This is a genomic window from Mammaliicoccus sp. N-M50, assembly GCF_022386995.1.
Taxonomy (GTDB): Bacteria; Bacillota; Bacilli; order Staphylococcales; family Staphylococcaceae; genus Mammaliicoccus; species Mammaliicoccus sciuri_A.
On sequence record NZ_JAJNJA010000009.1, the window covers coordinates 89,434 to 105,080 of the forward strand.

At 34.9% G+C, this 15,647-nt stretch carries 15 protein-coding genes and 1 riboswitch; of the genes, 6 read left to right on the plus strand and 9 right to left on the minus strand.

Annotated features, from left to right (window positions below; all coding sequences use genetic code 11):
- Positions 1-173 precede the first annotated feature (173 nt).
- From LQ622_RS13015 to isdC, 7 genes are read right to left on the minus strand one after another with little or no spacing between them, the layout of a single operon-like run.
- Positions 174-524, minus strand: a complete 351-nt coding sequence (locus tag LQ622_RS13015; protein WP_204256987.1) for an antibiotic biosynthesis monooxygenase — start codon at positions 522-524, stop codon at positions 174-176.
- Between the two features lie 20 nt (positions 525-544).
- Positions 545-1,264, minus strand: a complete 720-nt coding sequence (gene srtB, locus LQ622_RS13020; protein ID WP_239775359.1) for a class B sortase — start codon at positions 1,262-1,264, stop codon at positions 545-547.
- Positions 1,248-2,033: an ABC transporter ATP-binding protein gene (locus tag LQ622_RS13025; RefSeq protein ID WP_239775361.1), complete on the minus strand. Its 786-nt coding sequence runs from the start codon at positions 2,031-2,033 to the stop codon at positions 1,248-1,250. Before LQ622_RS13025 ends, srtB begins: the two co-directional genes overlap by 17 nt.
- Positions 2,014-2,988 carry a FecCD family ABC transporter permease gene (locus LQ622_RS13030; RefSeq protein WP_239748892.1) on the minus strand — a complete coding sequence of 325 codons (975 nt, stop codon included), beginning with the start codon at positions 2,986-2,988 and terminating at the stop codon, positions 2,014-2,016. The genes LQ622_RS13025 and LQ622_RS13030 overlap by 20 nt, the downstream gene beginning before the upstream one ends.
- 12 nt (positions 2,989-3,000) lie before the next feature.
- On the minus strand, positions 3,001-3,885 hold the full coding sequence (isdE, locus tag LQ622_RS13035) for a heme ABC transporter substrate-binding protein IsdE (protein ID WP_239775363.1): 885 nt from the start codon (positions 3,883-3,885) through the stop codon (positions 3,001-3,003).
- Positions 3,882-5,486: an NEAT domain-containing protein gene (locus tag LQ622_RS13040; RefSeq protein WP_239775365.1), complete on the minus strand. Its 1,605-nt coding sequence runs from the start codon at positions 5,484-5,486 to the stop codon at positions 3,882-3,884. The genes isdE and LQ622_RS13040 overlap by 4 nt, the downstream gene beginning before the upstream one ends.
- The gene (gene isdC / locus LQ622_RS13045) at positions 5,486-6,175 is read right to left on the minus strand and encodes a heme uptake protein IsdC (RefSeq protein ID WP_126477298.1); all 690 of its coding nucleotides are present in this window, start codon (positions 6,173-6,175) and stop codon (positions 5,486-5,488) included. Before isdC ends, LQ622_RS13040 begins: the two co-directional genes overlap by 1 nt.
- A 230-nt stretch (positions 6,176-6,405) precedes the next feature.
- A riboswitch (TPP riboswitch) is annotated at positions 6,406-6,514 on the plus strand.
- 67 nt (positions 6,515-6,581) lie between these two features.
- Between isdC and LQ622_RS13050 the strand changes: the two genes are divergently transcribed.
- The 5 genes from LQ622_RS13050 to LQ622_RS13070 are packed head-to-tail and all read left to right on the plus strand — an operon-like array spanning position 6,582 to position 10,241.
- Positions 6,582-7,175 carry a thiamine phosphate synthase gene (locus tag LQ622_RS13050; protein WP_481817267.1) on the plus strand — a complete coding sequence of 198 codons (594 nt, stop codon included), beginning with the start codon at positions 6,582-6,584 and terminating at the stop codon, positions 7,173-7,175.
- Positions 7,168-8,277 carry an NAD(P)/FAD-dependent oxidoreductase gene (locus tag LQ622_RS13055; RefSeq protein ID WP_239775367.1) on the plus strand — a complete coding sequence of 370 codons (1,110 nt, stop codon included), beginning with the start codon at positions 7,168-7,170 and terminating at the stop codon, positions 8,275-8,277. The genes LQ622_RS13050 and LQ622_RS13055 overlap by 8 nt, the downstream gene beginning before the upstream one ends.
- The gene (gene thiS / locus LQ622_RS13060) at positions 8,274-8,474 is read left to right on the plus strand and encodes a sulfur carrier protein ThiS (RefSeq protein ID WP_025905802.1); all 201 of its coding nucleotides are present in this window, start codon (positions 8,274-8,276) and stop codon (positions 8,472-8,474) included. The genes LQ622_RS13055 and thiS overlap by 4 nt, the downstream gene beginning before the upstream one ends.
- A gap of 1 nt (position 8,475) precedes the next feature.
- The gene (locus LQ622_RS13065; protein ID WP_239775369.1) at positions 8,476-9,243 is read left to right on the plus strand and encodes a thiazole synthase; all 768 of its coding nucleotides are present in this window, start codon (positions 8,476-8,478) and stop codon (positions 9,241-9,243) included.
- On the plus strand, positions 9,243-10,241 hold the full coding sequence (locus LQ622_RS13070) for a ThiF family adenylyltransferase (protein ID WP_239775371.1): 999 nt from the start codon (positions 9,243-9,245) through the stop codon (positions 10,239-10,241). The genes LQ622_RS13065 and LQ622_RS13070 overlap by 1 nt, the downstream gene beginning before the upstream one ends.
- Before the next feature lie 284 nt (positions 10,242-10,525).
- Here LQ622_RS13070 and LQ622_RS13075 read toward each other — a convergent pair whose 3' ends face one another.
- Entirely contained in the window at positions 10,526-10,879 is a 354-nt protein-coding gene (locus LQ622_RS13075; protein ID WP_210126523.1) for a DUF488 domain-containing protein, read from the minus strand.
- Between the two features lie 149 nt (positions 10,880-11,028).
- On the opposite strand from LQ622_RS13075, the gene LQ622_RS13080 reads away from it, so the two are divergent.
- Positions 11,029-12,984 carry a fructose-1,6-bisphosphatase gene (locus LQ622_RS13080; protein ID WP_239775375.1) on the plus strand — a complete coding sequence of 652 codons (1,956 nt, stop codon included), beginning with the start codon at positions 11,029-11,031 and terminating at the stop codon, positions 12,982-12,984.
- Between the two features lie 601 nt (positions 12,985-13,585).
- Here the strand turns inward: LQ622_RS13080 and LQ622_RS13085 are convergent.
- Positions 13,586-15,586 (minus strand): CocE/NonD family hydrolase, encoded by a 2,001-nt coding sequence (locus tag LQ622_RS13085; protein WP_239775377.1) that lies wholly within the window; start codon positions 15,584-15,586, stop codon positions 13,586-13,588.
- Positions 15,587-15,647 lie beyond the last annotated feature (61 nt).

Here is a 15,647-nt window from a genome sequence, read left to right on the forward strand (position 1 = left end):
CTACATTTACAAGAAAATGTTTTGAAATATTACGTTAATAATTTCATATTAAATATATTTCTTTATTTTATTAGACTTATAATTTTTTTTGCTTATTAATACTTTATTTTTACTGTGTTATATTTTTAATTTATCCTTATCCCCCCACAAAAAAACCCAACATGACTTTAATGTCATGCTGGGTTTATAACTTCCGCTTCTACCTCATTATCAAAGTGATAACCGATTGTATATGTTGTGACTGTGTTTTCTAATATAGGACTTTCGCTATCTTCTCTGTTATGTCGTACGTTCTTATGTGCTTCTTTGAATACGTCTGATTTTAACCAGTTTTTGAAGCATTGTTCTGATTCCCAGATTGTAAGTATTTTTACTTCGTCGTATTCTTCGAGGTCATTCGTTTTTGTTACATACATTTTCTTGAATCCTTCGATTGTTTCTATACCTTGTCTCATATAGAATCTTTCTATTGTTTCGTCTGCTGTTCCTTTATAGAGTTGTAATTTATTTTCTGCCATAAACATGTTATTTCCTCTTTTCTATTTTATACTTTTACGAGTTTGGCTACGACGACGATTCGTCCTGATGTGAGTGAATATGGGTCTTCACATGTTGAGAGTGTGACAATCTTGTCGTTTTTATTTACTTCTGTTGTTGTTGAGATTTGTGATTTTTTTAATGTTTGTTCTAGAAATTGTTCATACGTTGCTTTGTCTTTAAAGTCTGTTTGTATGTAATTATCTTTTGTTGTCGTTTCATATGCGCTAATGACTTCTAATTGATATTTACCGTATTGTGTGTCGTACTGGATTGTTTTATGTTGATTATAAAATGATTGATCTAAATATTTTTCTACGACGTCAAACATGGTGTTATCTCCTACGTGATGTCCATATATGACGGTATTCATTTTATCGTGCTTTGGTGTATTACGATAATCCATAAAGATACTACCTTTTCTACTTTCTTGTTGTTCAAAGTCTTTCTTTAAGTAGTCTTTGTTGTCTTTCGATTGTAGTATTGGATAGTTCAATGATGTGCCTTCTAGATGTATCCACCCTATGATATCTTTGTTGATGTTGCTAAGTTGTTTGAATTGTGGTCGCACGGTATTAGTGTTTGTCATTTGTGTGTAATTTTGTTGTAAATGAATGTAGCGTTCTTCCGCTTCTTTATCTTCTTGCTTATTGTGAAACATGACATATCCAGACCATATGATGACAGCGACTAATGCTATTTGAATGATTTTAATGATGATTTTCATGAGGCGCTCTACCCTTTCTCTTACAAATCAACATGCCACATTCTGGGTCATGAATGATTTTCGCATCGATATTATATACGCGTGCAATAAAGGATTCTGTTACGACTTCTTCTGGAGGTCCTTGGATGACTTGATTGTTATGTATACATACGATTTCATCACTATATTCTATCGCTTGGTTAATGTCATGTAACACCATAATAATGGTGATATTAAAGTTCTCTTTCAGTGATCGGATAATGTCCAACACTTGATATTGATAGTTTAAATCTAAGTAAGTCGTTGGTTCATCTAGCAACATATATTGTGGTTCTTGCGCAAGTGACATTGCGATATACACACGTTGTAATTCTCCGCCTGACAATTCACTAATGGGTTTATCTTGAAAGTCTTCTAATTCTAGTTGATGTAACACATGCTGAATGACTTCTTCTTGTTTGATATCTTTCTTCAATATGGATTGGTAACTATATCTACCACATTGTACGACTTCTTTTACTGTAAAATCTTCTGGCGCACGGTTAGTTTGATGTACGGTTGCTAACTGCCTTGCTAACGTCTTTCTATTTAATGATGAAATAGCTTGATTATCTAAGTAAACAATACCTTCACTCGGCTCTAAATTACGTGATAATATCTGTAACAATGTTGATTTACCTGATCCATTAGGTCCAATGATAGTTGTAATGGCGTGCTTTTTGAGTTGTATGTTTAACGATTTAAAAATATGCTTTCGCTGGTATTTGAAACTAACGTTCTCTGTTCGCATGGACATACGCTCCTTTACAAATAAGGTAAATCAAGAATGGCCCACCTACTACAGTTGTTATCGTACTCGCTGGTATCTCTAAAGGTGGCGCTATTGTTCGACCTGCTGTGTCTGCTAATAATACGAGCCAGGCACCAAATATAATGGAATAAGGTATGACTTTTTTATAATTCGTCCCAACGATACGTCTTATAATATGTGGCACGATTAAGCCTACAAATGCTAATTGACCTACGATAGCTGTTGCACTACTTGCTAAAAATACAGCAACTAAACCGACGATGAGGCGGTATTTCGTGATATTAAAACCAATATTATGCGCTTGTTTATCTTCGAATGATAACAAGTTCACTTTGTTTACTAACATGAGTGCGAATATAATCCCTATTGTTGAAGTGACGGCGATTATATAAACATCTTGCCATACTTTCATCGTTAACCCTGTCGGTAACTGCATAACAGGACTCATAGATAAAAGCTCTATTACACCATTTAACATGGCATATATCGCAACACCTACTAATATGAGTCTAATCGGTGTTATGTGATAACGAGATACTAAAAGGAATAATATAAGAAACGGTATAACCCCACCAATAAAGACGAATATCGGTAAATAGAAATACAAGGTAGGTAAAAATATAAGTATGACACCTCGTGCAACAAGTGCACCAGATGTCACACCAATAATATTCGCTTCAGCTAGAGGATTTTGTAATACCGCTTGTAGCAAAGCCCCTGATACACTCAGAGCAGCTCCAACAAATAACGCGATGAATATTCTTGGCATGCGTAAATCAATAACTGCATCTACTTGAGGTTCAGTACCTGTTGTGAGTTTCGTGATGATTTGTTCTATACTTAAAGGTAACTTCCCACTTACAAGCGATATATAAATTGTTATGACAAGCATACATAACATGATCCAGAACGTGAGTCGCGAATATTTTTTCATGTTTTAACCTCTTTACTTATTATATAAAATGTCATAAAGCTGTACTAACGCATCGTCAGCTTTAATACTTGCTGTTATGCCAAATGGTATTTCTTCTAAATCATAAACTCTATTATTTTTAACTGCGTCAAAGTGTTTCCATATATCATTTGTACTAAACTCTTTTTTAAACATTTCTTTTACTTGATCTGGAAAACCATGTGGCAATCTTAAAATAATATCAGGATTGACTTTATAAAGTTCTTCCGTATTAGAAGATAAATAAGCTCTTGATTCATTTTGTATAACATTCTCTCCTCCGGCAATTTTCACTAAATCACCAATATAAGAGTGTTCTGTTGCTACAAGATAACTACCAGGCACACCCATAAGAATTAGTACTTTAGGGCGTTCTTTGCCTTGAATCTTAGCTTTAATTTCTGCTTCGGCATTTTCAAACTTGTTATTAAGTTTTTTAGCCTGTTCTTTACGGTTGAACGTATTACCCATTTCGGTGATAGATTTCTTCAAACCATTTAAACTGTCGTAATCATAATAAGTACCTTTCATTTTAAGTTGTTCAAACACAGGATCCATCTCTGATTTAATTGTTGTAACCGTTAATACATGTGTTGGATTAAGTGATTTTACAACTTCAACATTCGGTTTCTTAGGCTGACCAATTTCAGGTACATCTTTGTATCGCTTCGGTAAATCTTTATAAGTTGTCGGTTTACCTACGATATCTAAATCTAATGCATCTAAAGTTTCCGTTAAAGCTACAGTAGTTGGTACGATTCTGAATTCTTCTTTCTTCTGTTTACTTGCAGGTTCTGATGATTTACTAAAGTTGATGTTACAAGCCGCAAGTAGACAGCTACATATAAGCATTAAACTTAATAGCGATTTAATCTTCATTTAGATGCTCGCTTCTTACCTAAGAAGAATGAACCAGCTAATAACAATACTGCACCACTGAAGATAAGTGCATATGTCATCGCATCTCCACTGCTACTTGTTGAAGGATTAACGAGTTTCATGTTTGTTGAACCATCTGCGTTACGATCGAAACTTGGATTGGCTTTATCTGCACTTGTAGAACTTGTTGCATTGTTACCACTTGTCACAGCTTGATTTGCAGGTGTGGCAGGTGATGAACTATGATTTGTTGAACTATTTGCTGCAGATGAAGCATTCGAAGATTCGGCTTTTTGGTCATCTGACGGTATTGTCTGATTGTGTTGAACATTATTAGAATCATGACCTTTAGTGTCATCATCTTTACTTGGTGTGCTGACAGGTTGTTGTTGTTCATCACTTGTGTCTGTATTTCCGTTGCCAGATGCCGCTTCTTTATCAAATTCAATTCGTGTTGTGTAATGATTGTCGTAATTAATTGCTGGTACAACAATGTGCACTTTAGATGTTAATACTTTTAAATCTTTCGGCTTTTCAAAGCGAATGATTTTTGTATCTGCAGATTGATCTTCTGACACGGTTGTGACATTTAATTTTTTATCATGATCGAATAATTCAAACGACTTCCAATATGAAGCTGATTTCAATGTTAGTTCAACATATTGTTTACCATTTTCTTCAACAATACGTGCAGGTTTCACCATATATTGGTCCATATAAGATATTTCACTTGAACCATTTTTATAGACCATGTAACCTAACGTTGAAGTTGCTTTTTCTTGTTGAGTTGATCCTTGGTTGGAGCCAGACGGATTTTTAACTTTATCAGGAATTGGCACTTCTTTTTTTGTTATCGGCTTATTATCATTCTTAGGTGTTTCGTTCTTTGATATATCCTTCTTTGGTGATTCATTCTTTGATGTATCTTGCTTTGGAAGTTCTGTTTGTGGTTTCTCATGATTCGTATCCTTGGCAGGTGCTTGTTGTGTATCTTCATTATTCTGCGTTGTATTATCTTGCTTTTGGTCAGTCGTTGATTGGTTTGAATCATCTTTTGCTTTATCGTTTGAATCTACTTTTCCTGTATCTTGTTGATTTGAATTCTGAGTTGTCGGTGCACTAGGAATAACTTCTTTAAAATTTACATGAGTTGTATATTTGTTGTCATAATTGATTGCCGGTACAACAATGTGAACTTTTGAAGTAAGCGATTGACTACCTGGTTTAACTTTAAACTTAATGACTTTTGTATCAGCTTGATGATCTTCTTTAACTGTTTGAATGGCAATTGCGCCTGATTCATCATACAGTTCAAATGACTTCCAATAAGAAGCACTTTTCAAAGTCATCTCAACATACGTTTCCCCATTCTCAAAATATACCTTTGCTGGTTTCACCATATATTGATCCATATATGAGACTTCATTTGATTTATCTTTATTTACAACAAAATCAATTGTCTTACTTTCCACTGCTGATGCTTGTTCTTCTGCTGCTTCAACTTTTTTCATTGTTGTATGACTAAGCGGTTCATAAGTGTTGAATGAAAGAGTTGAGAATAATAAAGAAAACGCTAATAGTGACTTAACATTTTTCTTCATTAATTATGACCTCTTTTCAATTTTTTATTGAACATAAACGTAACGATTAATAACATACCCGCAACAATTGGAAGGACTGTGATCATTACTGGTGTGCCTGCGCTCGTTTGAGGATTTTTCACATCTTGTGAAGTTGTAGAAGTAGTAGAACCACTAGATGGTGTACTACTATCTGAACTAGTTGATGCTGCTGTTGTTGAATCTTTTGAAGCATCACTAGATGAATCTGCTGCAGCCTGTCCAGAAGGTTCTTTCACGTCAAATGTGATTTTATATTTGTTATCGTATAAGAACGGTTTACCATCGACTTTTTCATTGATATAAACATCAATTGTTCCAGCAAGTTGTCCAGATGTAGAATTCACTTTAAAGCTAGACGTTCTAACGTCTGAACCTTTATCTTCACTTACGATACTTTCAGCAGAACCATCAACTGTAATACCTTTAATCCAATGGCTATGATTCATCGTTAATTGAAGTTGCTTTTCACCATTCTTAACAACTAACTTACCTGGTTTATTAAAATAATCATTTGCAATCGAAACATCTGAAGTACCATGTTTCAATACTGTGTAATCAACGTCATAAGTACCATCCTTCACATCAGCAGAAGCCACCTTACCTACACCTACTGATAATAAAATAAGTACTAATAACCCAATATTTAAAACTTGTTTAAACCTTTGCATAATATACCTCCTTTGTAAATTTATTGAAATTCTCCTTCCATCTTATAATTTAATTGATAATAGTTATCAATGTCAATATTATTTTCTGTTTTAATAAATAATTGGTCTTTAAAATTTTATTTCACGGAATTTAAAAAATAGATTAATGGAATAATTTAGGATGTGACTTAATAACATATAAATTTGAACATTCTTACTTTTATATGTACAATGGATGTAATAACTGAATAAATGTCCACTGGAAGTGCCTTATTATAGGCTGAGACTGAAGTAGTGACTTCGGGATTCCTTGAACCTGATCCAGTTCATACTGGCGTAGGAAAGTGGCGTATATAAGCTTACTTATACTTATAATTAAATTTTTACGCTATTTTTCTATCCAGAAAAATAGCGTTTTTTATTTGGAGTGATTTCATTGTTTATTGCTGTTACACCGTATAAAGACTTAGATGTTGATGATTTAGAACATTATATAGAGATTGCTGAAGAGATTGATTTGTTATTACTGAGAGTGCCTATGACACGTAATGATCTATGCTGGGCGCTTGATTATTTATTAGCAAATGGCTTTCCGCAAACGAAATTAATGATTCATTCTGATATGGCCATACTTGAAAAATATGATTTAAATTTTATTCATTTTCGTGAAGATGACGTGCACGCATTTGAATATAAAAAACTTCATCCTCATATATCAGTCAGTATGTCTACACATTCAGTTGAAAGTGTGAAACGTGCACGTGAGTGGTCTTTAGATTTCGTATTCTTTGGTCACGTGTTTGAAACACGTTCTAAACATGGTCTTAAACCAAGGTCTTCTAAAGAAATAACAAATGCAGTATCTATAGATATTCCTGTTTATGCAATTGGTGGTATAGATACCCATTCTATTAAGTCGTTACCTCATGGTTTTAAAGGTGTTTGTGCAATTTCATTTTTCAGAGATCGAAGTTTGCGTGAAATTCAGTTATTAAGAGAGGAGTGGCTTGCATATGTATGACGTGTTAATTGTTGGTTCAGGCGTCATGGGCATGTCTATTGCACGTGAATTAGCAATTAAGAATGATTCTTTGTCTATCGCTGTGATAGATCGAGATGTGCCTGGATTACATGCATCTTATAAAGCTGGTGGCATGTTAGGTGCACAAAATGAATTTATTGAAGATACACCCCTTTATCAACTTGCATTACGTTCGAGAGATTATTTCGAATCACTTAGTCATACGTTATATAAAGAGACGAATATCAATATTGATTATCAAGCGCACGGTTTAATTAAAATGGCCGCTTCACGAGAAGATATCGACAGCTTAACAGCGCAATATCTTTTTTTGAACAAACGCGATCGTTCAGTTACGACGTTAGATAGTCAATCACTTCGTCATCTTTCAAATCATACGATTGCTTATAATCATAAAGCGATTTATATTCCATTTGATGGACAAATTAATGCTAATCAATATGCTAAAGCTTTATTGAAATCTATTGAGTATAAAGGAATTGAACGCATTTATCATACTGAAGTTAAATCCATTCATCGCTTAAATGATTCGTTTAAAGTGCTCACTGCAAACCAAATTTTACTTTCCAAAAAAGTTATAGTTGCTGGCGGTGCATGGAGTCATCAGTTATTAACCGACTATGAAATTGAGCCTAAAGTAACAGGTGTTAAAGGTGAAGTACTACTGTTAGAACATCCAGACTTAAAATTAGAACAAACACTTTTTATGACGAATGGCTGTTACATTGTGCCGAAACGTGGCAATCGATTTTTAGTGGGTGCGACAAGTTATGTAGATGACTATACTGTAGGCACATCAGTTGAAGGAGAAAATTGGTTAATGCGTCAAGCGTGTAAATACATTCCATTATTATCAAGTAGCCGACTCATTCATAAATGGTCGGGAATTAGACCATACACTGATAATGAATGGCCGATTATGGATGAAATCGATAAAGATTTATATATTGTTACGGGTCATTATCGTAATGGCATATTACTGTCACCTATCATCGGCAAATTAATGGCTGAATGGATTATTTATGAAGAAAGACCTACGTTATTAGAATCATTTAAAGTGAGGAGGTGTGTCCATTTATGAAATGTATCATTAATGGTGATGAATTTAATTTTGAAGATGCGTTAACGTTGTCAGATTTACTAGACTCGCTGGAATTAGATAAAGATAGAATCATTGTCGAATGGAACGATACACTCATCAAAAGTGAACAATTTAATGATATTACTGTTAGAGAATCAGATAGATTAGAACTACTAGAATTTGTTGGAGGCGGATAAAATGTTAAAAATAGGACCATATGAACTCAACTCAAGATTATTATTAGGTACTGGTAAATTTAAAGATGAAGAAACACAATCTAAAGCAATCCAAGCATCAGGTACAGAAGTGCTCACTTTTGCTGTAAGAAGAATGAATCTATATGACAAATCATTACCGAACCCATTAGCAAATGTTGATTTAAATCGCTTTATTACTTTTCCTAATACTGCTGGTGCACATACTGCTGAAGAAGCAGTACGTATTGCAGAAATTGCCAATCATGCTGGGCTTTGCAACTTAATTAAAGTAGAAGTCATTGGTGACGATAAGACTTTATTGCCAGACCCAATCGAAACTTATAAAGCATGTGAAATATTATTAGATAAAGGCTATATTGTCTGTCCATATATTTCGTGTGATGTTGTATTAGCTAAACGACTTGAAGCATTAGGTGTTCACGCGATTATGCCACTAGCTTCTCCTATTGGAACTGGTAGAGGTCTTAATAACCCACTCAATTTAAGATATATCATTGAACAAGCTAACATACCCGTTATTGTGGATGCTGGTATTGGTTCACCGAAAGATACTTGTTACGCGATGGAACTTGGTGCAGATGCAATTTTATTAAATACTGCCATTTCTGGTGCGAAAGACCCAGTTAAAATGGCTGAAGCGATGAAATTAGGTATTGAAGCCGGACAATTAAGTTATGAGGCAGGTAGAATCCCTGTTAAATATACAGCACAAGCATCAAGTCCAACTGAAGGATTAGGATTCTTGTAATGGAACGATACGAGCGACAAATGAAGTTTCAACAGTTCGGTGAGCATAGCCAAGAAACATTGCAGAATACCCGTATATTGATTATGGGTGCAGGTGCATTAGGCAGTCATGTTGCAGAACTACTCGCTCGCATGGGCGCTCATCAATTAACGATAATCGACATGGATATCGTTGAGCTTTCTAATTTACATCGTCAAGCACTCTATGATGAACGTGATGCACAAGAAATGCTTCCTAAAGTCGTTGCTTTAAAGAGGAAAATTAAACAGATTAATCATCATGTTGAATTAAATGCTATACATCAAGAATTAACAGCACAAAACATTGAAACGATTATTAAAAATGTCCAACCAGATATAGTAATCGATGGCATGGATCAATTTGATATGCGCTTTTTAATCAATGAAGTTTGCCATAAATTAAACATTCCTTGGATATATGGCGCAGCAGTCGGAAGTAAAGGAACTGTTTATGCAATTGATTATAGTGGACCTTGCTTAAGATGTATCCTTCAAAGCGTACCTCAAACTGGAGAAAGTTGTGCCATAAATGGCGTGCTACCACCAGTCGTTCAACAAGTAGCCAGTTTCGAAGTATCAGAATTACTCAGATATGTTGCAGGAAAATCTTTTTCCAAAAAGCTCATCACAATTGATACATTTGAAATGAACATACGCGCAACAAACATCAATTTATTAAAAGACGATGACTGCGTTGTATGTGAACAAGGGATATACCAAGCATTAAACACACCACCTCTTTCATCAATAGAAGCATTATGTGGAGATACGTTCATGTTTAGATTTAAACAACACGCATTTGAATTAGCACATCACTTCCCAGGACATATCGCTAAAGAAAACGCATATGTAAAATTTATAGCATATGACGATATGACCATGACCTTATTTAAAGACGGTCGCATGAACGTACGCGGCATAGCATCACATGAAATCGCAGAAGATATATATCAACAGTTTAATAGGTGTATAAGGTAGGGAGTGGGATAGGATTGGACCAAGTCTTGGAGGCAGTTGCGGGTGAAGTCTTGGCTTTACTCGGTACTTAAGCCATAACTTGGGGCATCTCTTGGCTTTACTCGGTACTTAAGCCATGACTTGGGTGATCTCTTGGCTTTATTCGGTACTTAAGCCATGACTTGGGTGATCTCTTGGCTTTATTCAGGCGTTAAGCCATGACTTCGCTCATCTCTTGGCTTTATTCGGTACTTAAGCCATGACTTGACCTATCTCTTGGCTTTATTCAGGCGTTAAGCCAAGACTCACCCATCCAATATTTCTTTTAACACGATTGCTTGATTGTGTTTTTCGTCTTTGGCGCCATACAGTATGATGAGTGTTTGTTTATTGTCTTTATAAATTTCTTTTAGCTGATTTAAAGCTTCTTGTTGATCTCCGGATTCGAGTTCTTTTTTATATTTTTCTTTAAATTCTTCAAATTTGCTTGGTTCGTGATTGAACCATTTTCTTAATTCACTTGAGGGAGCGATGTCTTTTAACCAATGATCTAAATTTGCTTTGTCTTTAGATATCCCTCTCGGCCATACTCGGTCCACTAATACTCTTACACCTTTTTCATCAAGATTATTATAAATTCTATCTATTTTACATGCCATGAATAATCGACTCCTTTATATATATTTAGCCTACAGAAGTGAATCTTAAACCATAAAAGAAAACGCTTAATGTGTTATACTATATCTCAAATGGTAGGTTTAATTTCTAAATAAAAAATCTCGAAATGATGAACGGAGTGAATTTTTTTATGACTCAATACGACAGCCAGATTTTAAAAGAAAAATACTTAAATTTATTAGCAGAAAAGTTTGATGAAGAAGAAAAAGTAGCAACTGAAATTATTAATTTACAATCTATTTTAGACTTACCTAAAGGAACAGAACATTTCGTAAGTGACTTACATGGCGAATATCATGCATTCCAACATGTTTTAAGAAATGGTTCTGGTAATGTGAGAGCTAAAATTAATGATATTTTTAAAGAGACACATTCTGAAGAACATATTAGCGACCTTGCTGCACTCGTTTATTATCCAGAAGAAAAATTGAAACTTGTTAAAAATCAATTTGCATCGAAATCAGAATTAAACGATTGGTATATTGAAACAATTCAACAAATGATACATCTTATTTCATACGCTTCAAGTAAGTATACACGTTCTAAGTTACGTAAAGCTTTACCTAAACAATTCGTATACATAATCGAAGAGTTATTATATAAAAGCAATGTCTATAACAATAAAACGACTTACTACGAAACAATTGTTCAAAAAATCATTTCACTTGGTCAATCAGATAAACTGATTATTGGTTTAGCATACACGATTCAAAGATTAGTCGTTGACCATTTACATGTTGTAGGAGATATTTATGACCGTGGTCCTGAACCTGATAAAATTATGGAAACGTTAATTAATTATCATTCTGTTGATATCCAATGGGGTAACCATGACGTATTGTGGATTGGCGCTTATGCCGGTTCAAAAGTATGTTTAGCGAACATTTTAAGAATATGCGCACGTTATGATAATTTAGATATCATTGAAGATGCATATGGCATTAATTTGCGACCTTTAGTTAATTTAGCTGAAAAATATTACGGCGATAATACTGCATTTCATCCAAAAAAACATGCCGACAAAGAACTATCAGAAGAAGAAAAACTTCAAATCACTAAGATTCATCAAGCAATCGCCATCATTCAATTTAAACTAGAAAGCCCAATTATTAAACGTCGTCCGTCATTTGATATGGAAGAAAGACTCGTACTTGAAAAAGTAAATTACGATAACAATGAAATTACTATTTACGGTCAAACGTATCAATTAGAAAATACATGCTTTGAAACCGTTGACCGAGCAAATCCAGCACAACTAAACGAAGAAGAAGAGGAAGTCATTAATAAACTTCTACTTTCTGTACAAGAATCCGAAAAACTGAAACGTCATATGAACTTTTTAATGAAAAAAGGTAACTTGTATTTAAAATATAATGGTAATTTACTTATCCATGGCTGTATACCCGTAGATGAACAAGGTAATATGGAAGAAATGGAAATTGACGGTAAAGTCTATAATGGGCGAGAATTATTAGACCAATTCGAATATCATATTAGAAATTCATTTAGTCGTAAACATGAAACAGATGACTTATCTACAGATTTAATTTGGTATTTATGGACAGGTAAATATTCTTCATTATTCGGTAAACGTGCCATGACAACATTCGAAAGATATTTTATAAAAGATAAAGCATCACATAAGGAAGAAAAAAATCCTTATTATTACTTAAGAGAAGACAGCGATATGTGTCGCAAAATGTTAGAAGAGTTTGATTTAGATCCTGAACAAGGTCGTATTATCAACGGTCATACACCTGTTAAAGAAATTGATGGTGAAAATCCAATTAAAGCAAATGGTAAGATGATCGTTATCGACGGTGGATTTTCAAAAGCTTATCAATCTACAACAGGTATCGCAGGCTATACATTGCTGTATAACTCATTTGGTATGCAGCTCGTTGCTCACAAACACTTTGGTACAAAAGAAAACGTACTACTCAACGGGGCTGATGAGCTATCCGTTAGACGTGTTGTAGACGAAGAACTCGAAAGAAAGAAAGTTCGAGATACAAATATCGGCGCCAAATTACAAGAAGAAATTCAAATGTTACAAGAATTGATGTCGTATCGTTATATAGATTAAAAGAACCGCGAAAACTAACGTGAGCTGTTAGTTTTCGCGGTTTTTCTTATATGTTATTTGAAAAGGAACATATGACTTTTCATATATTAGCGCACGATATCTTACAGTCTTCGTGCGATACGACCTGATTTTGCACCCTAGCGCACGATATCTCGCAGTCTTCGTGCGTTATGCCCCTTTTTTGCACCCTAGCGCACGATATCTCGCAGTCTTCGTGCGTTATGCCCCTTTTTTATACCCTAGCGCACGATATCTCGCAGTCTTCGTGCGATACGACCTGATTTTGCACCTTAGCGCACGATATCTTACAGTCTTCGTGCGTTATGCCCCTTTTTTGCACCCTAGCGCACGATATCTTACAGTCTTCGTGCGTTATGCCCCTTTTTTATACCCTAGCGCACGATATCTTACAGTCTTCGTGCGTTATGCCCCTTTTTTATACCCTAGCGCACGATATCTCGCAGTCTTCGTGCGATACGACCTGATTTTGCACCCTAGCGCACGATATCTCACGGTCTTCGTGCGATACGACCTGATTTTGCACCTTAGCGCACGATATCTTACAGTCTTCGTGCGTGATTCTCCAATTCAAATTTCATCTTCAAGTAAAGTCTCGTTCTATTTTCTTTTTCCATGTTTTTGAGAAGCATTGTTCGCCTTCGTTATAAGCTACAACTTTATTATATAAGTAATAATAGTCTGCATCACATGTCATTGTACTAAATGTCTCTACTTCAGTATCTATATCATCATCTTTAACAATCACTTTCCAATCACATTGGACTTTGGCTGATAATGGATCGTCTTCTTTAATTGTATAGACATTTAAGTTCTCTGTTCCATATGTGATATGACTTTCTTTTAATGTTCTTAATCCTTCATCTGAATAATCTCTTAATTCCCATTCATTGGTCGTTAACCGCTTCGTGATATCCCTCGTTCGAGACCCTTCTCTATGAATGATTTTTTCTAGAGGCTGTGCAGTTTCTGATAAAGGATAGTCTAATTGAATTTCTTCAAAATGATCAATTAAAGGTAATATCAATTGCGAATACTCTAAATCCACTTTTATATTTGCTATCTCTTTGCTCGGCCAAATTTGTGGCCAATATGTAGGTGAGATAGACACTTCTATTTTATGTCCTGCTGGTATTTGATAGCCTATGACATCTAAAGGTACTTCTGCATTGATATACTCGTTAATCGGTAGTGTCTCTGGCGTTTCATGACTCTTGTAGTGATTTAGATTCAACTGACCTTTCGTAATCAATGTCTTCTTGCCGTTAGGATGCACGTCAGAAATACGCACATGGATATTGCCATATTCACGATCAGATTTAACATGGAGCTTTGCGATAGGTTGTCCAATAATATTCAATCTTTCACCATACGTCTCAACCATAAATGAGCATGCTAAAGCATTATCGATTGTTTGATCATCTGGTAAGTCCCCTTCTTGGCCAAAAGGACAGAACACGCCTGAATAAAGACCATGTTGTTGATTATTTTTCAAAGTGATTTCTTGCGTCATACTACTAAAAATATCTTTCGACTTGATGTCTTCTTTCAATAAATCTAACCATTTACCTTCTCGATAGTCGTATGAAGTTTGTGGTTCCACGCTATCTTGAACATAAACAAGAAATTCATCTTTATGGTTTATATGTTCACTCGGTTCCATCCATTTATCTAACCATGCGACAACTTCTTGTAAATATCCAAATTGAGGTCCAGGAATTGCGACGTCTGGAAATTCATGTGCCCAAGGTCCTATAATACCTTTCTTCGGAACATTCAAATGACGCATTAAACGAAACACAGCATTTGTATAGCCGTCAGCCCAACCACTCATCGTTAATACTGGAATGGTAATGTTTGAATAGTCTTCATTTATAGAACCATGCTTCCAATAATCATCTCTTGTTTGATGACTAACCCATTCTTCCACAAACGGTGGTGTATGTTCTAAACGTTCAAGCCAATTTTCATACCATTTATCACCGAAATATTTCGGAAAAGCTGGTCGTGCATTATATGCAAACATCGTAGAAGCCCACCAAAGCATATCAGAAGCCATAAGTGTTCCGCCTTTATAATGAACGTCATCCGCGTATCGATCATCCGTTGAACATAATGAGATAATGGTCTTCAATGCTTCTGGTTGTCTCGCAGCAACTTGTAATCCGTTAAATCCTCCCCACGATTTACCGATCATTGCTACTGAACCATTTGACCATTCTTGGTTTGTTATCCATTCTATAATGTCCAATGCATCGTCTTGTTCTTGTAACGGATATTCGTCTTCGATAATACTTTCAGAATCCCCAGTTCCCCTTATATCAACTCGAATAGCAGTATACCCAAACCCTGCAAAATATTTATGTCTAATTTCATCCCGTAAAGCAGTAAATTCATCTTTTCTATATGGTAAATATTCTAATACCGCGCCTTTAGTCTTAGTGTCGGTCTTAGGTTGCCAGATTTTAGCTGATAATTTCGTACCATCTTGCATCGTTATCCAAGTATGATGAATCACTTCGATTTCATATGGAAATTGTGTTCGCTCAGTTATTTTATTATAGTCTACATCAAAAACACCCATGTAAAATCCTCCTCTATTTATCTATTACTGCTTATTATACATAATTACATATATAAAAACT

Bases quoted from the DNA above. Each gene is read 5' to 3' on its own strand.
- LQ622_RS13015 (WP_204256987.1), bottom strand. From the start codon at position 524: ATGTTTATGGCAGAAAATAAATTACAACTCTATAAAGGAACAGCAGAC.
- srtB (WP_239775359.1), bottom strand. From the start codon at position 1,264: ATGAAAATCATCATTAAAATCATTCAAATAGCATTAGTCGCTGTCATC.
- LQ622_RS13025 (WP_239775361.1), bottom strand. From the start codon at position 2,033: ATGCGAACAGAGAACGTTAGTTTCAAATACCAGCGAAAGCATATTTTT.
- LQ622_RS13030 (WP_239748892.1), bottom strand. From the start codon at position 2,988: ATGAAAAAATATTCGCGACTCACGTTCTGGATCATGTTATGTATGCTT.
- isdE (WP_239775363.1), bottom strand. From the start codon at position 3,885: ATGAAGATTAAATCGCTATTAAGTTTAATGCTTATATGTAGCTGTCTA.
- LQ622_RS13040 (WP_239775365.1), bottom strand. From the start codon at position 5,486: ATGAAGAAAAATGTTAAGTCACTATTAGCGTTTTCTTTATTATTCTCA.
- isdC (WP_126477298.1), bottom strand. From the start codon at position 6,175: ATGCAAAGGTTTAAACAAGTTTTAAATATTGGGTTATTAGTACTTATT.
- LQ622_RS13055 (WP_239775367.1), top strand. From the start codon at position 7,168: ATGTATGACGTGTTAATTGTTGGTTCAGGCGTCATGGGCATGTCTATT.
- thiS (WP_025905802.1), top strand. From the start codon at position 8,274: ATGAAATGTATCATTAATGGTGATGAATTTAATTTTGAAGATGCGTTA.
- LQ622_RS13065 (WP_239775369.1), top strand. From the start codon at position 8,476: ATGTTAAAAATAGGACCATATGAACTCAACTCAAGATTATTATTAGGT.
- LQ622_RS13070 (WP_239775371.1), top strand. From the start codon at position 9,243: ATGGAACGATACGAGCGACAAATGAAGTTTCAACAGTTCGGTGAGCAT.
- LQ622_RS13075 (WP_210126523.1), bottom strand. From the start codon at position 10,879: ATGGCATGTAAAATAGATAGAATTTATAATAATCTTGATGAAAAAGGT.
- LQ622_RS13080 (WP_239775375.1), top strand. From the start codon at position 11,029: ATGACTCAATACGACAGCCAGATTTTAAAAGAAAAATACTTAAATTTA.
- LQ622_RS13085 (WP_239775377.1), bottom strand. From the start codon at position 15,586: ATGGGTGTTTTTGATGTAGACTATAATAAAATAACTGAGCGAACACAA.